The organism is Paenibacillus sp. J22R232 (assembly GCF_056269165.1).
On sequence record NZ_JBWDNK010000001.1, the window covers coordinates 885,085 to 909,304 of the forward strand.

Consider the following 24,220-nt stretch of genomic DNA (forward strand, 5'->3'; position numbering starts at 1 on the left):
GGACAAGCCTTTCTGTGATTACTTTATGACCACTTTATGATTGCGGTTAAAGTTTGCTTATTTGCCCAACACTGCCCCGATAAATTTCTCCAAGGCGGTTACATCGGCAATATGGCTGTTGCAAGCTTCGCTGCTCACACACATATAGTTGCCTATGGCTTTGTAGTAATCGGGCGAAGCGTTAGCTGGCCTGAACTTCGTTACTGCCGAGAATAAGGCTACCTCTGCATGGCGATTGCATAAGAAACAAACGCCTTTCTTTTGTACGGGGGTCATCTTACCCTCAATCCCAATGAGCTGTTCATCTTGGCGATATAACAGAAACATTCGGTTTGCTGCGACATCGGTCCAGCCCATATAAGTCATATAACGATAATCATAAGCCGCTAAATCAGGCAGCTTCAGCTTTTTCACTTTTGGAAACAGCTTCTTAATCTGTGCAACCGTAACGGGGGTCCATTCCGTCATTTGTGGTTCTAATTCATGCAAGAAATGCTGGAATTCTTCCGTCTTTTTTAACGCTGACAGCTTTGTTAAGCTTTGCAGCGCAAGCTCCGTCGCATCAGGGAAGGCTTCTATGATTTTGGCAACCGTGCTGGAACGTACCGCGTCTACTACCCGTGGGTCAGATACGGTGTTGCAGGCCGTTTGCAGCAGATTTGTTTGTTTTTTCACTACATTGAATTGATGGTTTCTAATAAATGGTTGAATCATTGCTTCTCAGCCCCTTATTTATATTCAGAAATATAAGGTGCAAAGCCATTATTAGAAACGATATTAGCGTTTAACGGGCGACTTTCATTCAGTCAGGCCCCATGCAAAGTATCGCCCTATATTAGGCTTTGCATGAGCAGCGTATTATTCCGGCAATATGATTTGCCATTTCTATCGCCTCCTCTACTTCACCATTATAGATGGTATTCCGCTGCATCCGCAACTTCGCATACTTAATCACCGCTCAACTGGAGATAAGCTCAGCTTTTCGTTAGAAGTCCCCTAGCCATGGTGAAGCTTACCGGATACAAGCTGCCCTTGTACGCGAAGGAAGATTGCCCGCTCTCCTCTGAAATGACGATAACGAGCGCATCGGTCTGTTCCGACAAGCCAATCGCTGCTCGATGCCGCGTACCGAGCTTTTTGTCATCAACGCTAACCGTCGACACGGGAAGCACATTGGCTGCCGAGACGATTTGGTTCTCAATGATCAGAACGGCTCCGTCGTGGAGTGGATTTCCGGGATAAAAGATAGATTCCAACAAGGAGTGGCTGAGCTGCGCGCCAATCGCGATACCGGAATGGATATAGGCCTGCAGAGGCTCCTTTCTCTGAATCATGATTAAGGCGCCGTGTCTCCTAGTGGACAAGTGCTGTATGGTTAAGGAAATAGCTGTGTAATCAATCGAGAACGCGGATAAATAGCATCTCAAGTAAAAGGAAGCAGCGATGCTTTCTGCTTGTTTGAAGGATTCCCGGATCTCTTCAAAATCACTTAATAAGCAATGGTTATCATCATCTATAAGCGTCAAGCTATGATGAAGCGCAGCTGATATTTCAGATAGCTGCTGCTTCAGCAGTTCTTTCATTGGCGATTCGTCGCAAATGAGCTGATTCAACGCATATCCCCCAATTCTTGTAAAAGTCATAGTTCTAATCTCTGCCAACGCCGGCTTTCCTATACAAGCGTATCCAACGGTTAAACCAAATCCTATATTTTCGAAAGAAAAGCATATAGATTGTCGGGTTGGCATACGGCTTGCCACAAGGTAATGTTTGAATGGTATTCGAAGAAGCTTGAAGGGATTGGTGATTATGATGGCTTTAGGAACCGGGGCTTATTATACGGGTAACTACCGAAATTTGTTCGAACAGTACGGTTATCAGAATGAAGAAATTAAAAAACGCGTGAAGGATACATGGGAGAAACTATTCGAAGGAGATGAAGATACAAGGATTTATTATGAAGCAGGCGAAGACATGGGATATCTGCTCGATACGGGGAACCTTGACGTACGAACCGAAGGCATGTCTTATGGAATGATGATGGCTGTACAGATGGGCCGCAAAGATATTTTCGATCGTATCTGGAGATGGACCAAGACTTACATGTATATGCACAATGGCGACAATGCGGGGTATTTCGCGTGGTCATGCGAGATCGACGGAACAAGGCGGTCTAACGGGCCTGCGCCTGACGGCGAGGAGTATTTTGCGCTTGCCCTTTTCTTTGCATCACATCGCTGGGGTGATGAACACGCTCCATTTGACTACAGCATCCAAGCGAAGAACCTCCTACATGCCTGTATCCATAAGGGGGAAAATAATGATGGATTGCCTATGTGGGAGCCGAGCAACCACTTAATCAAATTCATACCCAATTGCGATTTTTCTGATCCGTCCTACCACTTGCCGCATTTTTATGAGTTATTTGCGCTTTGGGCGAACCCGGAAGACCGTGATTTTTGGGAAAAAGCTGCAGAAGCTAGCCGGAATTATTTACAGCTGTCATGCCATCAAGCAACGGGACTGGCACCGGAATATGCCTATTATGACGGTAAGCCGAACAATGAACGCGGATACGGTCACTTTTTCAGTGACTCCTATCGTGTTGCTGCTAACATTGGACTTGATACGGAGTGGTTTGGCGTGGATGAGTGGCAGCGAGAGGAAGCAAATCGGATACAAGCTTTTTTTGCTGGCATTGCTCCCTCCGACTATCGTCGCTACACGATTGCTGGTGAGCCATTTGAAGAGAAATCTTTGCATCCGGTAGGTTTATTGGCAACAAACGCAATGGCTTCTCTTGCTGCAGCCGATGGGCCTAATGCCAAAGCAATGGTCGATATGCTGTGGCAGACTCCGCTCCGAACGGGAGAGCGAAGATACTACGATAATTGTTTATATTTATTTGCGATGCTTGCCTTAAGCGGGAATTTCAGAATCTGGATGCCTAAATAACGCTGCATTTTGAAACGGGATATGCTTTACTTCAGCTCATGCCTTAATTAAGCTCTTGTGATACAAGGTCAATCCTATTCGAGAGATGAATGAGGTCGTCGCTTATGCCCTTCTGCTCGCGGCTAAGCGACGCTACCTCCTCTGATGCCAATTCCCACCTAATTGTACCAGTGAACTGGACGACGATCACATTGATATTCGGAATAGCCGGAAACACAAAATACGCCAGTCGATTGCATCGACTGACGCTGTACGAAGAGAAAGTAGGTTAGTAAGCCATCCAGCCTGCATCAGCAGCAACGACAGTGCCGTTAACGAAGCTAGCTTCATCCGAAGCAAGGAATAATGCCACTTTAGCGATTTCTTCCGGTTCACCGACCCGCGGATTAATGCCCATTCCGATCATTGCTCTTTCCATCCCGAACGCATTGGGGGTTTGCATAGAACTACCGATATTCGTTTTCACGCCGCCTGGAGCAATTGCATTGCATCGAATGCCGAGCGGAGCGTATTGAAAGCCGACATTTTTGGTGAACCCTACGATCGCATGCTTGGCAGCTGTATAGGCAGCTCCGGCCCTAGAGCCTTGCAGGCCGCCTGCGGATGCAATATTAACGATGACGCCGCTTTTTCTTTCCGTGAAAATCGGCAGAACTTTACGTGTTGTTCTCATCGGACCCGTCGTATTAATGGCAAAGACACGCTCCCAGAGCTCATCTGTCAACTCTCCCGCAGGGACGAAGTTATCCATAATTCCCGCATTGTTTACCAGAATATCAACCGTTCCAAGCTTTTCCACGGCTGTGTCTATGAGACGCTGGACATCCTCTTCCTTTGCAACGTTGCAAGCAACGGCAATGGCTTTCCCGCCATTTGCTTCAATTGCCGCAACGACCGATTGCGCCGATTCGGCTTGAAGGTCTGAAACGACCACAGAGGCGCCTTCTGCCGCGAACAGCTCCGCAATGGCTTTGCCCATACCTGATGCCGCACCCGTAATGACTGCTACTTTTCCATTCAATCTCATGTTAGAAGCCTCCATATTTTTGTCTAGGATATTAGGTCTAATCATCCATTCAACCGTTCCGAGCAATAGAAACCGACAGTTGTTCATTAGCTAACAGCTGTTACTTCGAGTATAATCAAATACGGAATCGTTAAACAATCAGCAAAAAATACGTATTTGTTATCTACTATACAAAGTGACGGATTTTGTTCGAAAACGTGGGACAGGAAGTGATCCGGTTGACCGAAAATAATAAAAAAATAGATCGGCGAATCATACGAAGCAGGGAAGCTTTAAAAGAAGCGCTGCTGGCATTGATGTCGAAAAAACCATTCACTTCCATTTCGATTACGGAAATTGTGGAATATGCGAATTATAATAGAGGTACGTTCTATTCGAACTATGAGAGCAAAGAAGCGTTGCTTGACGAGATCATCTCCGGGCTCATTCAGGATTTGCTTCGTTCCTTTCGGGCTCCATACGAGAACGTCGAGCTGTTCCGGATTGATGAGCTGCCTGCGAAATCAGTCATGATTTTTGACCATATCTATCAACATGCATCCGTTTATTCCATTCTTTTCAAAAGCGACGTGTTATCGAATATTAGAGAAAAAATGTTTACAGCTTTGAAAAAAATTACGCAGGAAGAATTGATACAATATGATAACGGCATTGATAGCGAGCTTCATGCCATTTATTCCATCCATGCTTTAGTCGGGCTTGTCTTTTATTGGGTAGAAAGTGATTACAAACATTCTTCGGCTTATATGCAGGAGCAATTGGTAAAAATGATCAATTGGCGCCCGACCTCAGCCAAAACAGCGATTCGATTAAACCGCTAAGGGAACCAAATGGATATGCACCATATTTGCACATTTATATAGACCAGATCTATACCACTTTACTTATTAACGCATGTTGGAGGATACAAGGAATGACGGGAAAACCTAAACGATCGACCTTTCGCAGCAGGCTGGAGGATATGATTACGGCACTGAGCGCCGACATCATTAACGGGAAGCTTCAGCCCGGCGACTTCTTGCCTTCGGAGCTCGCCCTCGTGGAACAATACCAGCTAAGCAAAAATTCGGTGCGCAAAGGCCTTGATAAGCTGCTTGAACTGGAAATGATTGAGAAGGTGCCCAGAATCGGCACCAGAGTTGTCGGAATAGGGGCTAGCAGCGGAATGACGCTTAAGTTCGGATATTATCCTACGCTTATGCTGGAGGTTAATCTATCGCAGCTGATTGCGCTATTTAGGGAGCGCTTTCCTCACATCGAGGTTAAAATGGTTCCGATCTCCGAGTCGTTGCTCGCTGCGAACCCGCAGGAAGCGATGGAACGCGACGAGCTGGATCTTATTACCTTAAACACGCATCATTTCGGCGTTGCTGTGGATCAAGGAGCTTTGCCTGGCATGCTGGAACCGCTTCAGCCGAATGCGGATACGTATCCGTTCCTATTGCAGTCTTTTATTCAAGAAAATCACGTATATGTGCAACCGTTGACATTCTCTCCGATCGTCTTATGTTATAACAAACAACATTTCGCGGAAAAAAACATGCCAGAGCCGGACAGCAGCTGGCACTGGTCCGATGTGCAAACAGCCGCAAAAGCATTAACGATTAAACATGAGCGGATGGGCTTATGTTTTCATCTGCAATCCAATAATCGTTGGCCGTTGTTCCTGCTGCAAAATAAAGTCGAATTCGATCGCAGCCCGGAAGGAAAGCTTATCGTGGACAACGAGCGGTTCCGTGCCGCGATGCAAATGAGCTTGCGTCTCTTTGAAGGTTTGAATCCGGAAATTCCGTATATGTCGGAGAATGATTCGGATAGCCAGTTGTTTTTCCTGCAGCAGAAGGCTTCTATGATCATAACGAGCTATTATAGCTTGAACCACCTGCGCCATGCAGAATTCGAATATGATTTGGCCCCCTTGCCCTATTTGGAGGAAGCGAGAACGCAATTGCTGACGATAGGTCTGTCGATTAATCGATCCAGCAACAATAAAGAAGCAGCGCATACGCTGCTTCACTATTTGGTATCGAACGAAGCGCAGCAGCATATTCGCCAGCATTCTCTCAGCATTCCAAGCAGCAAACCGGTGGCTGAGTGGACGGGCAATGAGCTGCTGAACAGGCCTTCCCGCTTTCACATGTACAGGGATATTATCCCTACCTTCCAAAGCTACTCAGACATGAACATTACGTTATCCGAGCTGGAAATCATCAAACGCAACTTCAAGCTATACTGGGCGCGGCTTGAGGATTTCGATTCGGCCTTCCGCAAGCTGGAGCAAGAAATCGAAGCTAAAGCGGTCAGCTTGGAATAGCTTCGGCTCCCGAACCCTTTTCATAATGAACAAGGACGCCGAGCACCGTGCGAGGCGATTCACGGAGCAGCTCATAAGCCTCCGATAATGAGGATAAGCTCATCTCATGCGTGATGAGCGTTTCTATGGAAATACGTTTTTCCGACAGCAGACGGATGAATTCAGCCATATTCCGTCCTTCCGTCCACCTTATGTATCCAATCGGATAATCTGCTCCCTCACGTTCGTAGCTGTTGTCGTATCTACCCGGGCCGCCCGCACGCGAAATGAGGATTTCGGCTTCCTTGCCGAACATCAGCTCCCGGTCAAAGCTCATGCCGACATCACCGACTATGATAACCTTGCCTCGGTCTCGAATCCAGCGCAGCGCTTGATTAATGATGCCGGGGTTGGCGCCGTTCGCGCAGATGATGACGGCATCAGCCCCATGCTGCTGCGTCATCTCGTCTATGGCTTTCTGAACCTTGTCTTCTTCGCTGTACACATGCTCGACGCCTGCCCCCGAGAGATTGCTGCAGCGCTCTTTCAGAAGATCGAAGCCGATAAGCCGGTAACCGGAAGCTTCAGCAATTCGCCCGGCGATTTGCCCGAGAATGCCTAAGCCAACAACGACTACGGATTCCCCGAAGCGAAGGTCTGATTGGCGCAGCGCATGAATGGCGATCGCGCCAATTCCGATAAAGGCCGCATCCGATGATCGGCATTCATCGGGGAGCGGGACGACCAGATGCTTCGGTACCGCCAGCCATTCCGCATGCTTCACATATGGTGAGCCGTAGCAAGCTGCGCGCTGCCCCACTCGAACATGCGTTACTCCCTCCCCTATTTCCCTAACATACCCCATCGCGCTGTAACCAAGCGGAATCGGATATTCAGTCTTTTTGTTTTTTAATAGAAGCTCGGTACCTGAGCTAATCGCTGAACAACTGGTTTCGATTAATACCATGCCTGCTTCAAGGAGCGGCAATTCCTGGTTCATGATTTCTATTTTTCCATCCATTGAAACCACTGCTTTCATGCGATCGACCTTCATTTCGTATTCCTGCTTTCCGTAGTAGTTTATTGGTTCATATCTGGATCATAACTTCATCGTATTCGCTTGTGCTTGAACTGTCAAACTTTTTTATCCACATGTTCTGCGCATGAACTCGCACCTCTAGCGGATTGACGGGTTATTTGGCGCATAATATGATAGAAGGACGGATTATTCTTTCATTTTCATTCTCGATCATGGGTAGTCTCTCAAGGAACCATATGGTCACGATATTACTGGAGGTAGCATATTGACTGACAATCCATCAACTAGGAAGGTCTCGAGGAACGATAATCTCCTACAGGGAGATTGCGAGAATTGCTTCGGATTATGCTGTGTTTCTCTACCCTTTTCAGCTTCTGTAGACTTTGCCATAGATAAACGTGCGGGTCAGCCGTGCAGCAATCTGCAGGCGGACTTTCGCTGTGGCATTCATGATACTTTGAGAAAAAAAGGTTTTCGGGGGTGCACCGTTTATGATTGTTTCGGTGCTGGACAGAAAGTTTCCAATCATACGTTCGGGGGCAAGCACTGGCGACAGTCTCCGGATCACGCGCAGCAAATGTTCGCGGTCTTTCCTATCATGTGGGAGCTGCAAGAGCTTCTGTGGTACTTAACTGAAGCAATGAGAGTCGAAGCGGCTCATTCCATCCGGCATGATCTAAAGCAAGCCTATGATGAAACGGAGCGACTTACGCTTCTGCATGCAGATGAACTGATTAAACTGGAGATTCCCGCTCACCGCGCAATAGTGAATGCACTGCTTCTTCAAACGAGTGAGCTTGTCCGGGCTCGTGCGAGTGAGCTTGTCCGGACTCGTGCTGCCAGCGGGCAAACTCGGAAATCGAAGAAGTCTCAAAAGAAATATGGTCGCGGTGCTGATCTTATGGGTGCGAAGCTTAGAGGAGCGTGCCTGCTTGGAGCCAACCTAAGAGGCGCTTACCTCATCGCGGCAGACTTAAGAGATGCCGACTTACGCTCGGCTGACCTGATCGGTGCTGATTTCCGCGATACAGACATCAGTGGCGCTGATTTAACGGATAGTCTTTTTTTAACGCAGGTTCAGCTTAATGCGGCAAAAGGCGACTCGCGTACCAAGCTGCCGCCGTCGCTGCACCGCCCTGCGCACTGGGCCAATTAGGTTTTCAACGAAAAAAAGACTGAAGCCCATGTTGGCTTCAGTCTTTTGCATGTTCGGCTGCATATCTATTGAGATGTTGGAATGCTAAGCTTTTTAGTCCACGTTTTGCCGCCATCGCTCGTACTGTATAAGGATGGGCTTGAAACGCTGGTGTCTGCCATCCAGCCTTGGTTTTTCGTTGTAAAAGAGATCACGTTCTCGAAACCTTTAATCGGTTTCAGGTTTGCCCAGGTTTTGCCTTTGTCCAATGAGCGGCCAACGCCAATTTGCTCTCCGGCAGGCGAGTATCCGCCGAGAATAGCTGCGCCGTCAATGAGTTCAAGGTTGCTGGCATGACCACCGGGTGAGGCTGGTCCCTCTTTCGCGATACCGGCTGCTGCGCCTGGCGCTGGTCCTCCCCCTGCTGTCTCCTGACTAATCACTTTCCGCCAGCTCGAACCGTTATCGGCTGTCGCATACAGGGAATAAGATTGCTGGGACATGCCCACGCCGCCATTGAACCGCGCCCAAACCTCGCTTCCGCTCACATAAAGCGCACCTCCGCTAATCTCGCTAGACTTCACGCTAAGCTTAGTCGTCCAACTGCTGCCTCCATCCGTCGTACGTGACAGCGTATATCCGAAGCCGGGTACAACGACTAATGCCCAGCCTTGTTTCATGTCCGAGAATTCTGCGTAGCGGGTATTTGGCGGAGTAGCTATTTTCGTCCATGTCTTGCCGCCGTTTGCGGTCTTATAAGCAAAGGCTCTTGCATAGCCAAAGCCGTTCTTAGCATCCAGAAATCGGATTCGCTCTAAGGCGATTCCGCCTGTAGGGATTTTCGTGAAAGTGCTTCCGCCATTCGTCGTTTGAATTAGCGCATTCGTACCGCCTGCTGCCGATTTTGCCAGTGCCCAGCCTGTCGTATTGGATATGAAATCAAGCTGCGTAAATTGCCAGGTTCCCTTATAAATAGACTGCCAGGATGAGCCGGCGTCAGATGTGCCAATTAGAAACCCATTTCCTGCCGCGCGCCCTGTCGTCCCATTTAAAAATTGAATTTCGCTGAAATGGTAGCTTGTATCTCCTGCTGGCGTTCCGTTGAACAAATCTGTGGCTCCAACGCTTCCTGCCGCTTGTGTGAATGGCGCCGCAGCGGTTAAACCAACCGCAAGCGCAGCAGCAGCCAATCCTGATTTAAGCTGAATGATTCTCATTTGATGTTCCTCCAGTCTCTATGTGGGTAGTCAAGCATGCATACCATAATATACCCTTGATGGACTCAAACGAATCGGTTAATCAGCCAGCGTAATGTGTCTCAGCTCCGGATGCCCAGTTTTGGCGACAAAAAAAATAGCTGCCTCACGCCATGGAAATGACGATTGAGACAGCCATAAAACTAACCGTTATACGGACTGTGCATGTTTTGCACGAGCCAGCTCGGTTGCTTCGACCATGTTTTTAAGAGAGGCAACCGTTTCTTCGTAGCCGCGTGTTTTAAGTCCGCAGTCCGGGTTAATCCAGAACAGCTTCGGGTCAAGGACCCGCAAAGCGCGATCAATCATGCTAGTCATCTCATCGACATGCGGTACGCGCGGGCTATGGATATCGTATACGCCTAGGCCGATTCCCAGCTTATACGTGTTAAGCTCGAAGCTGTGGATCAGCTCGCCGTGACTGCGCGACGTTTCAATCGAGATGACGTCAGCATCCATATCCTCGATGGATCCGATCATGTCATGGAACTCGCAATAGCACATATGGGTATGGATTTGTGTGGTGTCTTGAACGGTGCACGTCGTCATGCGGAACGCTTTGACCGCCCATGCCAAATAATTGGCTTGGTCCTCCTCTTTCAGCGGCAAACCTTCGCGTACGGCCGGCTCATCCACTTGAATCATGCCTATTCCTGCTTGCTCAAGAGCTTCAACCTCTTGACGAAGCGCGTATGCGAGCTGGTAAGCAATCTGCTCACGTGAAATATCGTCGCGGACGAAAGACCAGTTCATGATGGTTATCGGGCCGGTAAGCATGCCTTTTACGGGACGGGCTGTTTTGGTTTGCGCGTATTTCGTTTCCTCAACGGTCATCGCCTCTTCGAAAGCTACATCGCCATAAATGATAGGCGGTTTCACGCAGCGCGAGCCATAGGACTGTACCCAGCCAAACTGAGTGAAAGCAAATCCCGCAAGCTTCTCGCCGAAAAATTCTACCATGTCAGTCCGCTCGAACTCACCATGAACAAGGACGTCAAGACCGATTTCTTCTTGCAGTTTGATCCAAATGTCAATTTGATCGCGAATGAACTGTGCATACTGCTCATTGTTCCACTCGCCTTTGCGCCATTGCTGACGGGCTTTGCGAACCTCGGCAGATTGCGGGAAGCTTCCAATCGTCGTTGTAGGGAAAATCGGCAGTTGCCATTTTTGCTCTTGAACGGCATGGCGTTTCTCGAATGGCAGGCTGCGAACAGGCTGCTTTGCGCTGATAGCGGCTACTGCCTGCTGAATATCATTGCGGTTTCTTTCCCCGGATTGCTTCAAGGCTTGAACGGAGCGTTCATTTTCTTCCAGCTCTGCCGCATAGCTGCCCGCGCCTTGAGATACCGCTTTTGTAAGAAGTACAAGCTCATCAAGCTTTTCATCTGCAAAAGCGAGAGCGTTTTTCAGCTCTTCAGACAGCTTCTGCTCATTATTTACCGTTACGGGTACATGCAGCAGGCTGCTCGAAGACTGAATAATTAAGCGATCGGAGTCAACTACTTGGGAAAGCTGATTGATCAGAGCAAGCTTCTCGTTAAGCGATGCTTTCCATATGCCCCGGCCGTCAATAACCCCTGCTCCAAGCACTTTGCCTGCCGGAAAGCCCAACTTTTGAATGGAAGCAAGGTTGGCTGACAAGCCGTGTACGAAATCCAGACCGATGCCTTGCACAGGCAGCGCAACGATGTCTTGATAGTGGTCAACGGATTCGAAATAGGTTTGAAGCATAATGTTCAAATTCGGAACTGCAGCCGAGAATGCGGCATAGATGCGCTTAAGTCTGTTTAGGTCCTCTTGCGATGTCTTCGTTACCAGAATCGGTTCATCGATTTGTACCCATTGCACGCCTTCGTCAGCCAGCTCCTGCAAGATTTGCACATAGAGCGGAACCAAACGGTCTAACCAAGCATCCGTTTCAGCCTTATCGTAGCCTTTGGATAGCTTTAGGAAGGTAAGCGGGCCAACAATGACAGGTTTTCCTTCAATGCCCAGCTTCTCTTTGGCTTCGCGGTAGGCTTGCAGCGGTTTGTTCTCGGTAAGGGTTGGCGCCGCGCCGTCAAGCTCAGGAACGATATAGTGGTAGTTCGTGTTGAACCATTTGGTCATTTCGCTTGCGGTAGCATCCTTCGTACCGCGAGCAATGCCATAATAGAGGGACAAAGGCACAACGCCGCCGTTATATGTAAACCGTTTTGGAATAATGCCGAACATTGCGGCCGTATCCAGAATGTGGTCATAATAGCTGAAATCATTGACAGCAATCAGATCAATGCCTTTTTCTTTTTGCTTGCGCAGGTGGCTCAAACGAATCTCTTGCAGCTGAAGGACAAAGTCCGCTTCCTCCAGTTTGCCTGACCAAAACGCTTCAAGCGATTTTTTCCATTCTCTATCCGCACCAATACGGGGGTATCCCAATACACTGCTTTTTGTCATATGAAAGCTCCTCTGCAACTTGTTACTAGAAAGATAACATGGTTGAGTGGATATAGTGTAACTGTATTAAACTATATCTAGTTATAGCCGTAAGCTATACCTGAGAGTTAGTTGGAGGTAGCTGTTATCAATGCATCAATATAAGCAGCGCCAAGCTTGGAGAGAGCCGCGTTTTTCTGCGAAATCCACCCGACGTTAATTGACTCTTCGCAGTCCAAAGGCACGGGAATAATTTCGTTTCCGTTCAGGTCTTTGCTTAGCACGCCTGTTGAGATGGTATACCCGTTCAAGCCGATCAGTAAATTAAATAGCGTTGCCCTGTCATTCACGCGAATGCTTTTCTTATGCGACATCGTACTGAGAATTTCCTCCGAGAAATGAAAGGAATTGTATTCGCCTTGGTCAAAGGAAAGATAAGGATAATCCTGCAGCTGCTCGATCGTAACCATAGATTGCTGGGCAAGCGGATTTTTGATGCTGATAAATATGTGAGGCTTGGCTTGAAATAGGCTGGTAAATTGCAAATTTGCCGTTTTGAGCAGCTTGTTTATGACCTTTCCATTGAACTCATTCAAATATAAAATACCGATTTCGCTGCGCATGCTTTTGACATCCTCGATAATTTCGTAGGTTTTTGTCTCGCGCAGCGTCAATTCATACTCATCATGGCCGTATTCCCTGATCAAGCTAACGAACGCGTTAACCGCGAAAGCATAATGCTGCGTAGACACCGAGAAATGCTGCGGCGAGGGCTTTGCGTTCAAATAACGGCTCTCCAGCAGCTCGGCTTGTTCGACAACCTGCCTGGCATAGCTTAAAAATTCTACGCCTTCCTTGGACAAGGAGATTCCCTTGTTCGATCGGTCGAAAATATCTAGCTGCAGCTCTTCCTCGAGATCCTTTATGGCGTTGGAGAGGCTGGGCTGCGAAATAAACAGGCGCTTAGCGGCTTCGTTGATCGAGCCGCGGTTGGCGACCTCGATCACATATTTTAATTGCTGTAACGTCAAGAGATTGCTCCTCTCTTATTGAAATTAAGCTTTTACAAGCTGATACCGTGTGATGTATGGGTGCTATTCCACATTGTCCATGTTCGAAAGCTGGTGATCGAGCATGTCCATGGCAGCCTTCACAAGTGCGTAAGGCGCCTCTGCGTATCGGTCTCCGATGCTAATCTCGCAGTAGCAGCTCTTCTCTTCTAAATCGCGAAGCGCATGGATGAGCCCGACGCCCGTCGTTTCGTATATATCAATGAGTATAGGCTCGAGCACGGTCTTGCTTACACCGAAATGAACGTGAAACATATTGGACTGAGGCATGCTCGGCTTGGTTACGGCTCTTGTGCATTGGTTAAACAGATGGGCGAGCTCCTTGGCACCGTCATAATATTGTGCCATCTTCCCGATTCTTTGCCGGAAATAGTAATCCGAGCTTACGATATAAGGATAGAGGCTGATAAGATCGCCGCCATGGCGTCTTTTCCATATCTTCGACTTTTCGGTAAAGCTGCTGCTTCCTGCAAGAATAGCGCCAGCGATTCCTCCGATTCCTTTATAGAACGACACATACACGCTATCAAACAAAGCGCAAATTTCGGAGGCTGATTTCTGATAATGCGGCGTGATTTCAAACAATCTTGCTCCGTCGAGATGAAGCTTTATTTGGTTGGATCGGCAGTATGCGGATATGGCTGCAAGCTCATCGAAGGACGGCAGCTCCCCGCCAATTTCTCGCTGCGGCAGCTCAAGGAGCAGGCATGATATTTCGCCGTGCATGCTTTGAATGTCCGCAAGGGTAATCAGCCGATTAGAATCCGCTAGCAGGACGCTCTCGATATGATGCAGCTCTCTCAGTCCATGCTCCTCATGAATCTCCAAATGGCATAGCGGATGGTATGCCACCCGTCTAATGCCTGCTTCGTCGCTCCAGATCCTAAGGGCTATTTGCTGTGCCATCGTCCCGCTTGGGAAAAAAACGGCAGATTCCATGCCTAAGTACTCAGCCATTTGCTGCTGGAAATCCTCGATTAAGCTGCCTTTCCCATACATATCGCTAACGAGGCTGCCATCAACCTCCCTAAATGCTTCTTTTAAAACATCTGCGTTTCTCTTGCCGTGACCGCCTAGCGGGTAAGCAGCCTTTTCAAAAGCTGCAGCCAGCTTTGTTGTTCCATTACTCATCGGTTCAGACTCCTTCTACATGACGCTTACTATTATTGTATCATGCTTGTCCTTGGGAGCAACAAGTCCGGCTGACCTCAAATTAGTACCATTGTTCATTAGCCTTTCGTTATAACGCGGTCATGCAAATCTTTTTGATGAGTTAGTAGAAGTGTTTCCTATATTCTCCATAAGAGAATGACAAACCTATCCGTATAATTGTCAACATGATTTGAGATGCTTTATGAGATATCCTTGCAACGTAAAAAAAGCTGGAGGATTAAACCCCATGCATACGCTATTTATTATCAAAGCACAACCTAAGGTAACCATCAATGGCCATTAAATCCGCATCGGACCTTGAGGAGCTGATCGAGCTCTCCAAGCGGTCCAGTGACTTTAAATCCCATCGCCTGTCCATAACCGATCCGCCGCTGCATATGAACTATTACAGCACGTTAATTGACGATAATCGACTGCAGCTGCTGTTCAGCACCGTCCTTCAATCGGCCGATAGCGCATCAAAAGTACGTGAACTGTCCGATCTGAGATCTATATTCCCTATTGACGATATCGAAATTACGGATTGCTTCGAAGTGATCCAATCCAAATTGTTCAAAGGTTACGCGATCATCCGCTGGGATGATCATTCGGACACCTGCGCGTTAATTCCTCTAGTCAGTGATAAAGGCATTCGGAAAAGCAACGAAACGGAAAATGAATTCAGTGTTCTAGGTCCAAAAATCGGTTTCGTTGAAGATTTGGATACGAATATACATCTTATCCGGATGCAATTAAATACACCGAATCTGATCGTGAAGGAATATACGATCGGAAGCCTGTCCAGATCGAGAATTTCCGTCATTTATATCGATGGAGTAGCGAACACCGAGAACATTGCCAAGGTTGAAAAACGACTAGCGGCAATCGATTTCGACGTTGTGTTTGATACTGCCCAGCTGGACCAGATCATCTCGGATAATTCCTTTTCGCCTTTTCCGTTGTTTACGACGACTGAACGACGCGACCGAGTGATCTATTCGTTAGTTTTGGGACAGGTCGCTATCGTCAGTGAAGGCTCTCCCTATTTTATTACAGGCCCTTCCACCTTATTTGATTTCTTCCTCTCCCCGGAGGATTATTATTTGCCATGGATTCTAGGCTCGTTTTTTAGAATGATCCGGATCTTTGGGGTTATCTTCTCGGTGTTTGCTTCTTCGATGTATGTGGTCGTTACGACCTTTCATTATGAAGTCATCCCGAAAGATTTGCTGAATTCGTTGATTTTCTCAAGGCAAAACATTCCTTTCTCTCCGATTCTTGAAGTGCTGCTCCTGGAAACTACAGTCGAATTTCTGCGCGAAGCGGGAGCGCGGTTGCCAAGCCGCATCGGACAAACGCTTGGCATTGTCGGAGGAATCATACTCGGACAAGCTGCGGTCGAAGCGGCCTTGACCAGTAATATTCTCATCATTATCGTTTCGCTTTCAGCCCTTGCATCCTTTGTTACGCCGATTTACAAAATGTCGAACACGATCCGGTTTCTCCGTTTTCCAATCATACTATTAGCTTCGCTTTATGGGGGCATCGGCATTATGATCGGAGTCGGTTTTTTGCTTGTGCATATCACGAAATTGCAGTCGCTTGGATATCCGTACACTTCGCCGCTGTATCCTCTTCATCTTAAGGATCTGAAGGATAGCTTCGTTAGGTCCTCTTATCAGGTCATTAATTCTAGTCCAGGCTATTTGAAGCCCGACACACGAATAAGATACAAACCAAAAAAAGTGAAGCATACTAGTGATTTCGAGGAGGAGTGACGGGATTTGTTTAGGCGATTGACTCGTTATATACCCGTTATGTCTATCGTTTTTGCGATGATAGCGGGCACCTCCTGCAGCAATCAACAGGTCGTTGATCGAATTAACCTAGCCCAATCGGCCAGCTATGATTTGAAGGATCAACAAATCCATAGCGCTGTGCTCGTGTCAAAGCATACCGAAAAGGACAAAGCAAATTTGCAAATATTAAAAACCGTTTCCAATAACAGCTACGATATGATTCCAGAACTGCTACCGTACGCTGCAATACGGCCAGCTGCGAATGGTGCTGTTCGGTGAAAACTATGCGAAACAAGGGATAGGGCCCGTTTTGGGCAGCTATTTTCGCGATTCCAAAATTTCAGGCAAACTTCAGCTCGGCGTATCCGACCATCATGCCGCGGAAATGCTTGATACGACGATTCAATCCAACGATAGTCTGTATCTCATGAACATGATTGAGAAAAACATGGAATCCGGAAATCTGCCAAAAGCAAATTTGCAAACCGCATTATTTAATTACTTTGGAGCGGGACGCGATATGTATATTCCCTTTTTTATAAAAGAGAACGGATTAACAAAAATAGATGGCTTAGCGTTGTTTAAGGAAGACAAGCTCGCTGCCAAGGTAAGCTTGAAGGAAGCCTTTCTTCTGAAGCTGTTACTCGGCAATACGCGAAAAGGCACGATTCTAATGCCGCTCAGCTCGTTAAAACCAAAGCATTACGACTATGTCATGCTGACAAGTCTTGCATCCAAGGTGAAATTTAAGTTACTGACTGTTGATAAAGCGCCAGTGATCGATATTCAGATTCGGATGAAAGCGATGGTTAAGGATTTGCCTGATTCGTATTTGTTATCTTCCAACAGAAATATATTATCGCTAGAAAAGGAATTTGAAGATTATTTGGAATTGCAGCTAGGTGACTTCATCACTTTTTGCAAAACTAAACAAGTTGATCCTGTTGGATTCGGGGATTTCATTAGAAGCCGTTCAAGGCAATGGGAGGAAAAAGCGTTTAAGGCTTCTTATGCTGCCTTGAAAACGAATATTAAAATCGAACTCGACATCGTACAATCCGGTATCGGGGAATAAAGCATTGAGATGCGAGGCGGAATGAGACATGCTCACGAAAGTTAACGATAAATTTACGGTTTCACCCATCCACTTGTATTTTATCGTATATGTAAGCATCGTAGATGTTGGCATTATGAATTTCCAGCGTGAAGTCACCGAATTTGCAGGCTACGATTCATGGATCTCTGTTCTAGTGGTTGGCATTTGCGCGAACCTTTTTATTTGGATGATGTTTAAAATTTTGAATAGCCAAAGCTTGGAGCATGCACAGTTTGTATCGATTCACAATGCTTATTTCGGTAAATGGATCGGAACGCTGCTCAATGTAACTATGATTGCCTATTTTATCGTTGGCGCATTTAATACCTATCGTGTATACCTGGAAGTGGTAGAGGTATGGATATTTCCAATGATGAACATGTGGCCAATCAGTGTTCTCTTGCTCATCTTGCTGTATTATGCGGTGTCAGGCGGCTTCCAAACGGTCACGGGCATTTGTGTGTGGGGTGTATTCAGCGTGTTTATTTTTGTGGTCCCCTTGCCGCTGCTCATTATTCCTTTTTTGCATGTTCAGAATCTGCTGCCCGTCTTTAATCATACGGCTGTGGAGCTGCTGCAATCCTCGCACCGCATGGCTTTCCAATATGCCGGCTTCGAAATTTTGCTCGTGATTTATCCTTTTATCCAAGAACAGAAGAAATCAGAAAAATGGGCACATCTTGCCGTAATCTCTTCTACCTCCCTGTATTTGCTGCTCATGCTGATCGCGATTATGTATTTCAGCCATGGTCAGATAATGCACACGATTTGGCCTTCGCTTAGCTTAATTTCAATTTTGGAAATCCCGCTTATGCAGAGGCTCGAATATCTTGTACTCTCCATATGGCTGATCAAAATGGTTGCGAATATCTCTTTAAGCCTATGGGCGGCATGCCGCAGTCTCAAACTTGCGTTTCGAATAAAACCCAAATACAGCCTTATTACGATTCTGGGCATGTTTGTTATTGCCGAATTCCTGGTCAAGGATTTGGAGCATATCCGTTTATTAACGAGCATGTATGCGAACTTGGGGTTAGGATTTATCATTTTGCTTATCCCCTGCTTATTTGTGATTACACTCATTAGGAACAGGAACGTTAGGAAGCTGCAATAAGGAAGAAAATCAAAGAAGAAGGCTTACACGAGAAGCCTTCTTCTTAATCACAAATCAGTTATGCTCGTATCATGTTGAACTTCTTAAGCACTTCGGATATGCTATCGATCGTAAGCGGCTTGCTGATGTAATCATCCATTCCAGCTTGTAGATACTTCTCCCGGTCGCCTAACAATGCATTGGCGGTAACCGCAATGATATAGGGACGTTTCTCAGACTCCAACGTTTCCATCAGTACGCGGGTGGCTTCAACGCCGTTCATCTCAGGCATCTCAATGTCCATGAAAATGAGATCGAACGTTTCATAGGCAGCCGCTTGGATAACTTCCTTTCCGTTCAAAGCGGTTTTCACGGATACGATCCCCAATTTTTCAAGCATTCTTGAAAGTACTAGCTGATTCACTTCATTATCCTCGGCTATCAACACCTTAATGGAGCGCAGCTCGGATTCGACTCTATTGTTTTTGCTGCCCTGCTGCAAAGCAGCTTCGTTATTCTCTACCTGAAGGACGGCTGTAAAATGAAAAGTGGCTCCGTTTTCTTCAGCGGACTCTACCCATATCTCACCATGCATTAGCTCAACGAGCCGCTTGCTAATGGCGAGTCCAAGTCCGCTGCCCTCTTGTTTCCGAGTCATGAAATGCTCCAGCTGGTAGAAGGGGTCAAATAATTGTTGATGTCTCGCTAGCGGAATACCGATTCCCGTATCTTTTACCGTAAACTGGCATCGGACCTGGTTGAAATCGGATGACAAGCACTGTACGGAAATGGTAACGCCTCCACAATAGGTAAACTTGATGGCATTGCCAATCAAATTAATTAAAACCTGCCTCATTCGATTGGGATCGCCAATGACGACTTCAGGAACATTTGGATTCACGTTAACGATTAGCTCCAAATTTTTCTCAAGCGCCTTATGCGTAAGAAGATCGAGCGTTTCGGCAATGCTTTCTCTTATATGGAACGGTTCGACTTGCAATTCCGTTTTGCCAGACTCTATTTTGGACAGGTCCAAAATATCATTAATCAACCTGAGCAATGTTTCTCCGCTTTTGCTAATGATCGTAACATACTCCAGCTGCTGCTCATCGAGCTGCGTCGTCTGAAGCAATAAATCAGTCATGCCAATGACCCCATTCATGGGGGTACGTATCTCATGGCTCATCATTGCTAGAAATTCACTTTTGGCTTTGTTCATTTTTTCGGCTGTCTCTTTTGCAATGAGCAGTTTCTTCTGCTCGGTAATATCCTTCATGATAAGGTAATAGCCTACCAGCCCTTTATTGACGATAATCGGAGCAACGGTTGCTAATACTTCAACAAAATGCCCGCTGCTATGGCTGATCTTGTCTATGTTTCTTTCTACGATCGTGTAATCCTTTGAATCGGAAATCAGCAATTTATAATTTTCGACACCGATTACGGTGGAAATGCTCAATCCAATCAGCCGTTTAACTGGATATCCGGTCAAATGCTCTGCTACCGGATTTCCATTAATGATATTTCCATTCAGGTCTATGGAAATGATCGCATCATGATTGTATTTTTTCAGGGATGTGTAACGCTGTACGCTTTCTTCCAGATTCAACTCTATTCGCTTGCGGTCGCTTATATCCTGAGTAGTGCCCAGCATTTTAACCGGATTCCCATTGTCGTCAAAGTTGACAGCAATACGAATGTTCAAAAATTTAATCTTTCCGTCAGCCTGCAAGTGCCGGAATTCGTGATTGAAAGGCAAGCCTTCCATTGCTTCATTGAAAGCCGTTCTGTATTTATTCTGATCGTCGGGATGAATGAGCGCGATAAGCTCATCTTTCCTTATCGGCTGCTTCTTATCCAAGTTGAATATTTTATAGCAATGCTCGGACATCGTAACCTGCTGCTTCGCAATGTCCCATTCCCAGCTGCCAAGCATGGCTATATTTTGTGCGGCCGCCAAGCTATCTTCATGGTTTTTGCGATTGGTAACATCTCGGCCAATGCCGATGAGCTTCTGAACGTTCCCCGATTCATCCTTTACGGTCTTGTAGGTTGTCTCAAACCATATATATCGGCCATCCTTATGACGTACCCTGTAAGTCAACACGTCTGGATCCGATTTAGGCGAGGATTTCAGCATTTGAAAATCATCGGGATGGTAAAGCTCGAAATTTGTTTTACCGATCAGCTCCCCCGGCTCGTAACCGAGCAAATCACGCACGGATGGCGATATGTAGCGGGTTATGCCGTCAGGTGTGATATAAGAAATGAGATCCATTACATTCCCGGTAATGAGATCATAATCTTCTTTAATGGCAAGCCATTCAAGCTCATTTGCCTTTTTATCGGTCATATCCGTCATATATGCAATAAAAAAAGGAGTTTCATGCTTCTGTTCATTGCGAACGAAAGTCAGCTTCAAATCCGCCCATTTGGCGTTGCCGTTTTTCTGAATAAATGATGTTTCTTTAGCGAATGATGAATGTCCCTTATGCCAAGATTCGTTCATTTCCTGCTTCAATGCCAGCCCTTCTTCATGTCCAATCATGTCCGTTAGCTTCAAAAGAGCGAGCTCTGATTGCGTATAACCGATGATTGCACATCCGGCTTCATTCACATAAAGAAAGGCGCCTTCAGAAGATACCATAGCCATTCCAATTGGAGCCAATGCGCAAGCTTGCGAGAAAAAATCTGTTTGATTGACAAAATGTTGCAATATAACGCCTCCAATCGCGATTATTTCTAATTTGTTGGCATAATTCTCTACTAATTCCTAGTATACTACTTCAAAAGAGAATTGAGAGAAAATTCAACGCAGAATCGACAGAAAATATGGTTTCCGAACATGAACGAGCGCGTGAACGACTAAAAGAAGCAGCCCGCGTTCAATAGACGAACGGGGGCTGCTTCTTCTACTTCAATATGTGCAAGGCGTAATACTTGTGTGTTCGCCAGTCGAGGCAGGATGAATGTCAACTGTTCTCATAGGCATGAAAGTCCGAACGCTACAACCCGTACCCGGTGTCGAAACGCCACCAGTGCTAACTCGGAGGGAATCCTGTTGGCTGTGTGATCGTTCCAGGCGTACCATTGGTACTTGGGGTATATACGTTAAGTCCTGGGTTGAACCGATAGTTTTGCGAATTGTTGTTGTCCCAAGTACCGCTTCCGTTATTGAACACCGCTTCGAGCTGGGTCGCTGTTCCGAGCGCAATCGTTATTTTGGCATAGCCGCTAACCTCGGAATCGGCCATAGGATTGCCAGGTACAGCCGTCCAGGCTCCGCCTGCCGGACGGTAGTGGATATATGGCGTCGCATATCCCTTCTTGTAATAAATCGTGACGCTGTTTCCCGCGGCCGCTGGATTAGTCGTTTCGGAGATGACGTTACTGGCATCCGATACATTGCCAGCCGCATCATAGGCTTTAACGGAAAAGCTATAGGCAGTCGCTGCGGTCAGGCCAGCATGTGTATACGTTGTGGAAGCCGTCGTTGCGACTTTGGCGCCGTTACGCCAAAGTTCGTAACCCGTGACGCCAACCGTATCGGTGGATGCCGTCCAGCTTAACGCAACAGCGGTATCCGTTTTACCCGTGACGGCTAAGCTGCTCGGCGCGCTTGGCGCAGTCGTATCCGTGCTTTGGGTTGGTCCGGCCGTAATCACGCCTGCTGCGCCGTTAACCCCAGGCGCAAATGTCCATGTCCCTGTGCTGAAAAGATAGTTTTGTGATTGATTGCTATCCCATGTTCCGCTCCCGTTATTAAAGCAGGCCTCCAGTTGGGTTGCCGTACCCATGTTGATCGTCAGCTTGGCATAACCGCTGATTTCGGCATTTGGCATTGCCGCGCCGGGCACGGTGGTCCACGTTCCTCCAACTGGCCGGTAATGGATATATGGCGTTGCAAATCCTTTTTTATAATAAACGGTTACCGTGTTCGCACTTGGCGCAGCATTGGTCGTAACGCTTAAAGCAGCGCTGGCATCAGAAGCATTTCCTGCAGCGTCAAATGCTTTGACGGCGAGGCTATATGCGGTCGATGGCGTTAGTCCGGTTAAGGTGTATGAGGTGCCGGAGGTTGTCCCTACTTTTGCCCCGCCGCGCCAAATCTCATAACCGGTTACGCCAACGGCATCCGTTGAAGAAGGCCATGCTAACGAGATGGATGAATCGGTTTTTCCTGTCACGGTTATATTAGCGGGAACGCTTGGCGCCGTCGTATCTATGCCCTGCGGAGCTCCGGCCGTGATCGTGCCAGCCGTTCCGTTCGCGCTCGGCGCGAAGGTGAATACGCCTTCGTTAAAGAGATAGTTCTGCATATTGTTGCTGTCCCAGGTACCGCTGCCATTATTAAAGGCAGCTTCTAATTGGATCGCGGAGCCAATCTCAATCGTTATTTTGGAATAGCCGGCTATTTCAGAATTTGGTATGGGCTGGCCAGGCGCCGTCGTCCACGTACCGCCTGTCGGCCGATAATGAATATAAGGCGATGCGAAACCCTTTTTGTAATAAATCGTCACTTGGTTATCGCCTGGCTGCACGATAGGACCCGCGTGATTGATGACATACTGCTTGAAGCCCGCGAGATTGCCTGTTGGCGAGCCGTCTTGATTAACCACATTCGCTAAACGTAGCAGCGTAAAGCCATTGTAGCTCCATTTCATGATCTGCTCTTCAATCTTCTGGAAGCTGCCGGTTGGCAAAGCATTTTCCCCATTCAAGCGTACGCCCTTCGCATTCGCGATCGAGGAAACCGTATCGACCAAAGTCGAAGGCTGCGAATAAGCTGGCGCGGTACCGCTATCGTACATCTCCAGCGCGGTAAACGTTAAATCCAAATCGCTGTCTTTGAATTTCTGGATAATGCCATTGTAGTTATAATAGCCTGCCGCATGTTCTGCGCTATGCGGGGCCGAGGGATTGTTCATCTGCCAATGGATGCCTGAGATTTTGGCGCCAATTCGGACGCCGAATGTCGCATCGAACTGCGAATGCGCTGCCGCTCCAATGACGGCTAGATGATTTTCGAGCACGCTTTGGTTCCATGCAAGAAAATCCTTACCGTAATTTGATTGATAACCGCCTGTGGCATAGAAGGAATCGCCATCTGTCGGCGGATTGATTTGGCTAACATTCGTTAATTGCAGACCCCATGCTTGGTTAATCCCTGTTAAGGAGCCGTATTTGGCCGTCATGGCTGTTCGGAAAGCGGCTTTTGCTGTGTCGGTGTACACTTGGAACTTCCCCCGTGACGGATAGCTCCAGCCTGCGGAATTATAATAGGATGGGTATCGCAGCTCGCCTGACGGACCGGCGCTTAAATAGATTTTGGAGATGACGGGCTTATAGCTTGCGAAGTTTTGGGCGAATGAGGCGTAAAGTTCATTGTATTGCGTGGAGATTCCGCTCCAGAAAGGCGACAGTGCTTCATTATTGACATAGCCGCTTTCACTTTTGTATTTCATTTCATCGGCTGTCCCTTTGCTCCATAGCCAGGATGGAATCGGAATGTTGCAATCATCTCCGGGATTACCGCCACAGGTGTGCGTGGATAAGATAGGCACCCATTTCAATCCCGATTCAATGACTACATTCGCGTACGTTTTGTAATAGCTCCAATCGAATTGGTTGTCTCCTGCTGCTTCAACGTCACCCCACCAAACATCAGTCGTTAAAGCGTAGACTCCATTATTTTTCAGCGTAATCAATTGATTTTTAAAAGCGTTCCAATCCGTTATTTTCGTCAAGGGTGCCATAACCGATGCTTGGAAATCTTTGGCTACGTTAGCGCTTGCGGCCCCGGTAAAGGAACCGAAGAAAGTGGAGAAGAACACCACGGCACTTAATAAAAATAAACTACCTTTCCTCCAAACCATTTTTCTTGCAT

At 47.1% G+C, this 24,220-nt stretch carries 18 protein-coding genes; 8 read left to right on the plus strand and 10 right to left on the minus strand.

The window, feature by feature from the left end; genetic code table 11:
- Positions 1 to 57 precede the first annotated feature (57 nt).
- Together AC0YN3_RS04130 and cdaS are read right to left on the minus strand one after the other, a co-directional pair.
- Positions 58 to 714 (minus strand): FusB/FusC family EF-G-binding protein, encoded by a 657-nt coding sequence (locus tag AC0YN3_RS04130; protein WP_475773822.1) that lies wholly within the window; start codon positions 712 to 714, stop codon positions 58 to 60.
- Positions 715 to 974: 260 nt separating this feature from the next.
- Positions 975 to 1,613 carry a sporulation-specific diadenylate cyclase CdaS gene (cdaS, locus tag AC0YN3_RS04135; protein ID WP_475773823.1) on the minus strand — a complete coding sequence of 213 codons (639 nt, stop codon included), beginning with the start codon at positions 1,611 to 1,613 and terminating at the stop codon, positions 975 to 977.
- 199 nt (positions 1,614 to 1,812) lie between these two features.
- Here cdaS and AC0YN3_RS04140 point away from each other — a divergent pair, with 199 nt between their 5' ends.
- Positions 1,813 to 2,955 (plus strand): family 8 glycosyl hydrolase, encoded by a 1,143-nt coding sequence (locus AC0YN3_RS04140; protein WP_475774286.1) that lies wholly within the window; start codon positions 1,813 to 1,815, stop codon positions 2,953 to 2,955.
- Between the two features lie 268 nt (positions 2,956 to 3,223).
- Here the strand turns inward: AC0YN3_RS04140 and AC0YN3_RS04145 are convergent, their stop codons facing one another.
- The gene (locus AC0YN3_RS04145) at positions 3,224 to 3,982 is read right to left on the minus strand and encodes an SDR family oxidoreductase (protein WP_475773824.1); all 759 of its coding nucleotides are present in this window, start codon (positions 3,980 to 3,982) and stop codon (positions 3,224 to 3,226) included.
- A gap of 218 nt (positions 3,983 to 4,200) precedes the next feature.
- On the opposite strand from AC0YN3_RS04145, the gene AC0YN3_RS04150 reads away from it, so the two are divergent.
- Positions 4,201 to 4,803 carry a TetR/AcrR family transcriptional regulator gene (locus AC0YN3_RS04150; protein WP_475773825.1) on the plus strand — a complete coding sequence of 201 codons (603 nt, stop codon included), beginning with the start codon at positions 4,201 to 4,203 and terminating at the stop codon, positions 4,801 to 4,803.
- Between the two features lie 92 nt (positions 4,804 to 4,895).
- On the plus strand, positions 4,896 to 6,296 hold the full coding sequence (locus AC0YN3_RS04155) for an extracellular solute-binding protein (protein ID WP_475773826.1): 1,401 nt from the start codon (positions 4,896 to 4,898) through the stop codon (positions 6,294 to 6,296).
- Here AC0YN3_RS04155 and AC0YN3_RS04160 read toward each other — a convergent pair.
- On the minus strand, positions 6,283 to 7,329 hold the full coding sequence (locus AC0YN3_RS04160; protein ID WP_475773827.1) for a zinc-dependent alcohol dehydrogenase: 1,047 nt from the start codon (positions 7,327 to 7,329) through the stop codon (positions 6,283 to 6,285). The two genes, AC0YN3_RS04155 and AC0YN3_RS04160, sit on opposite strands and share 14 nt — an antisense overlap.
- A gap of 250 nt (positions 7,330 to 7,579) precedes the next feature.
- Between AC0YN3_RS04160 and AC0YN3_RS04165 the strand changes: the two genes are divergently transcribed.
- Positions 7,580 to 8,470 carry a pentapeptide repeat-containing protein gene (locus tag AC0YN3_RS04165; RefSeq protein WP_475773828.1) on the plus strand — a complete coding sequence of 297 codons (891 nt, stop codon included), beginning with the start codon at positions 7,580 to 7,582 and terminating at the stop codon, positions 8,468 to 8,470.
- Between the two features lie 65 nt (positions 8,471 to 8,535).
- On the opposite strand, the gene AC0YN3_RS04170 is transcribed toward AC0YN3_RS04165, so the two are convergent.
- The 4 genes from AC0YN3_RS04170 to AC0YN3_RS04185 all read right to left on the minus strand — a co-directional run bounded on the left by AC0YN3_RS04170 (position 8,536) and on the right by AC0YN3_RS04185 (position 14,324).
- Positions 8,536 to 9,666 carry a WD40/YVTN/BNR-like repeat-containing protein gene (locus AC0YN3_RS04170; RefSeq protein WP_475773829.1) on the minus strand — a complete coding sequence of 377 codons (1,131 nt, stop codon included), beginning with the start codon at positions 9,664 to 9,666 and terminating at the stop codon, positions 8,536 to 8,538.
- Positions 9,667 to 9,855: 189 nt separating this feature from the next.
- Entirely contained in the window at positions 9,856 to 12,144 is a 2,289-nt protein-coding gene (gene metE, locus AC0YN3_RS04175) for a 5-methyltetrahydropteroyltriglutamate--homocysteine S-methyltransferase (RefSeq protein ID WP_475773830.1), read from the minus strand.
- A 107-nt stretch (positions 12,145 to 12,251) separates the two neighbouring features.
- Complete coding sequence (locus AC0YN3_RS04180) at positions 12,252 to 13,154, minus strand: LysR family transcriptional regulator (protein ID WP_475773831.1); 903 nt, start codon at positions 13,152 to 13,154, stop codon at positions 12,252 to 12,254.
- Between the two features lie 63 nt (positions 13,155 to 13,217).
- On the minus strand, positions 13,218 to 14,324 hold the full coding sequence (locus AC0YN3_RS04185; RefSeq protein WP_475773832.1) for a threonine aldolase family protein: 1,107 nt from the start codon (positions 14,322 to 14,324) through the stop codon (positions 13,218 to 13,220).
- Between the two features lie 314 nt (positions 14,325 to 14,638).
- Between AC0YN3_RS04185 and AC0YN3_RS04190 the strand changes: the two genes are divergently transcribed.
- From AC0YN3_RS04190 to AC0YN3_RS04205, 4 genes are read left to right on the plus strand one after another with little or no spacing between them, the layout of a single operon-like run.
- The gene (locus AC0YN3_RS04190) at positions 14,639 to 16,123 is read left to right on the plus strand and encodes a spore germination protein (RefSeq protein ID WP_475773833.1); all 1,485 of its coding nucleotides are present in this window, start codon (positions 14,639 to 14,641) and stop codon (positions 16,121 to 16,123) included.
- Positions 16,124 to 16,129: 6 nt separating this feature from the next.
- Complete coding sequence (locus AC0YN3_RS04195) at positions 16,130 to 16,423, plus strand: hypothetical protein (protein ID WP_475773834.1); 294 nt, start codon at positions 16,130 to 16,132, stop codon at positions 16,421 to 16,423.
- Positions 16,407 to 17,219, plus strand: a complete 813-nt coding sequence (locus AC0YN3_RS04200) for a Ger(x)C family spore germination C-terminal domain-containing protein (RefSeq protein ID WP_475773835.1) — start codon at positions 16,407 to 16,409, stop codon at positions 17,217 to 17,219. The genes AC0YN3_RS04195 and AC0YN3_RS04200 overlap by 17 nt, the downstream gene beginning before the upstream one ends.
- Positions 17,220 to 17,247: 28 nt before the next feature.
- The gene (locus AC0YN3_RS04205; RefSeq protein ID WP_475773836.1) at positions 17,248 to 18,354 is read left to right on the plus strand and encodes a GerAB/ArcD/ProY family transporter; all 1,107 of its coding nucleotides are present in this window, start codon (positions 17,248 to 17,250) and stop codon (positions 18,352 to 18,354) included.
- Positions 18,355 to 18,412: 58 nt separating this feature from the next.
- Here AC0YN3_RS04205 and AC0YN3_RS04210 read toward each other — a convergent pair whose 3' ends face one another.
- Together AC0YN3_RS04210 and AC0YN3_RS04215 are read right to left on the minus strand one after the other, a co-directional pair.
- Positions 18,413 to 21,049, minus strand: coding sequence for a PAS domain S-box protein (locus AC0YN3_RS04210; protein ID WP_475773837.1), 2,637 nt, complete (start codon positions 21,047 to 21,049; stop codon positions 18,413 to 18,415).
- 325 nt (positions 21,050 to 21,374) lie between these two features.
- Positions 21,375 to 24,209, minus strand: a complete 2,835-nt coding sequence (locus tag AC0YN3_RS04215) for a family 14 glycosylhydrolase (RefSeq protein WP_475774287.1) — start codon at positions 24,207 to 24,209, stop codon at positions 21,375 to 21,377.
- Between the last annotated feature and the right edge of the window lie 11 nt (positions 24,210 to 24,220).

Bases quoted from the DNA above. Each gene is read 5' to 3' on its own strand.
- AC0YN3_RS04130 (WP_475773822.1), bottom strand. From the start codon at position 714: ATGATTCAACCATTTATTAGAAACCATCAATTCAATGTAGTGAAAAAA.
- AC0YN3_RS04160 (WP_475773827.1), bottom strand. From the start codon at position 7,329: ATGAAGGTCGATCGCATGAAAGCAGTGGTTTCAATGGATGGAAAAATA.
- AC0YN3_RS04205 (WP_475773836.1), top strand. From the start codon at position 17,248: ATGCTCACGAAAGTTAACGATAAATTTACGGTTTCACCCATCCACTTG.
- AC0YN3_RS04190 (WP_475773833.1), top strand. From the start codon at position 14,639: ATGGCCATTAAATCCGCATCGGACCTTGAGGAGCTGATCGAGCTCTCC.
- metE (WP_475773830.1), bottom strand. From the start codon at position 12,144: ATGACAAAAAGCAGTGTATTGGGATACCCCCGTATTGGTGCGGATAGA.
- AC0YN3_RS04145 (WP_475773824.1), bottom strand. From the start codon at position 3,982: ATGAGATTGAATGGAAAAGTAGCAGTCATTACGGGTGCGGCATCAGGT.
- AC0YN3_RS04215 (WP_475774287.1), bottom strand. From the start codon at position 24,209: ATGGTTTGGAGGAAAGGTAGTTTATTTTTATTAAGTGCCGTGGTGTTC.
- AC0YN3_RS04185 (WP_475773832.1), bottom strand. From the start codon at position 14,324: ATGAGTAATGGAACAACAAAGCTGGCTGCAGCTTTTGAAAAGGCTGCT.
- AC0YN3_RS04140 (WP_475774286.1), top strand. From the start codon at position 1,813: ATGGCTTTAGGAACCGGGGCTTATTATACGGGTAACTACCGAAATTTG.
- AC0YN3_RS04200 (WP_475773835.1), top strand. From the start codon at position 16,407: ATGGTGCTGTTCGGTGAAAACTATGCGAAACAAGGGATAGGGCCCGTT.
- AC0YN3_RS04155 (WP_475773826.1), top strand. From the start codon at position 4,896: ATGACGGGAAAACCTAAACGATCGACCTTTCGCAGCAGGCTGGAGGAT.
- AC0YN3_RS04170 (WP_475773829.1), bottom strand. From the start codon at position 9,666: ATGAGAATCATTCAGCTTAAATCAGGATTGGCTGCTGCTGCGCTTGCG.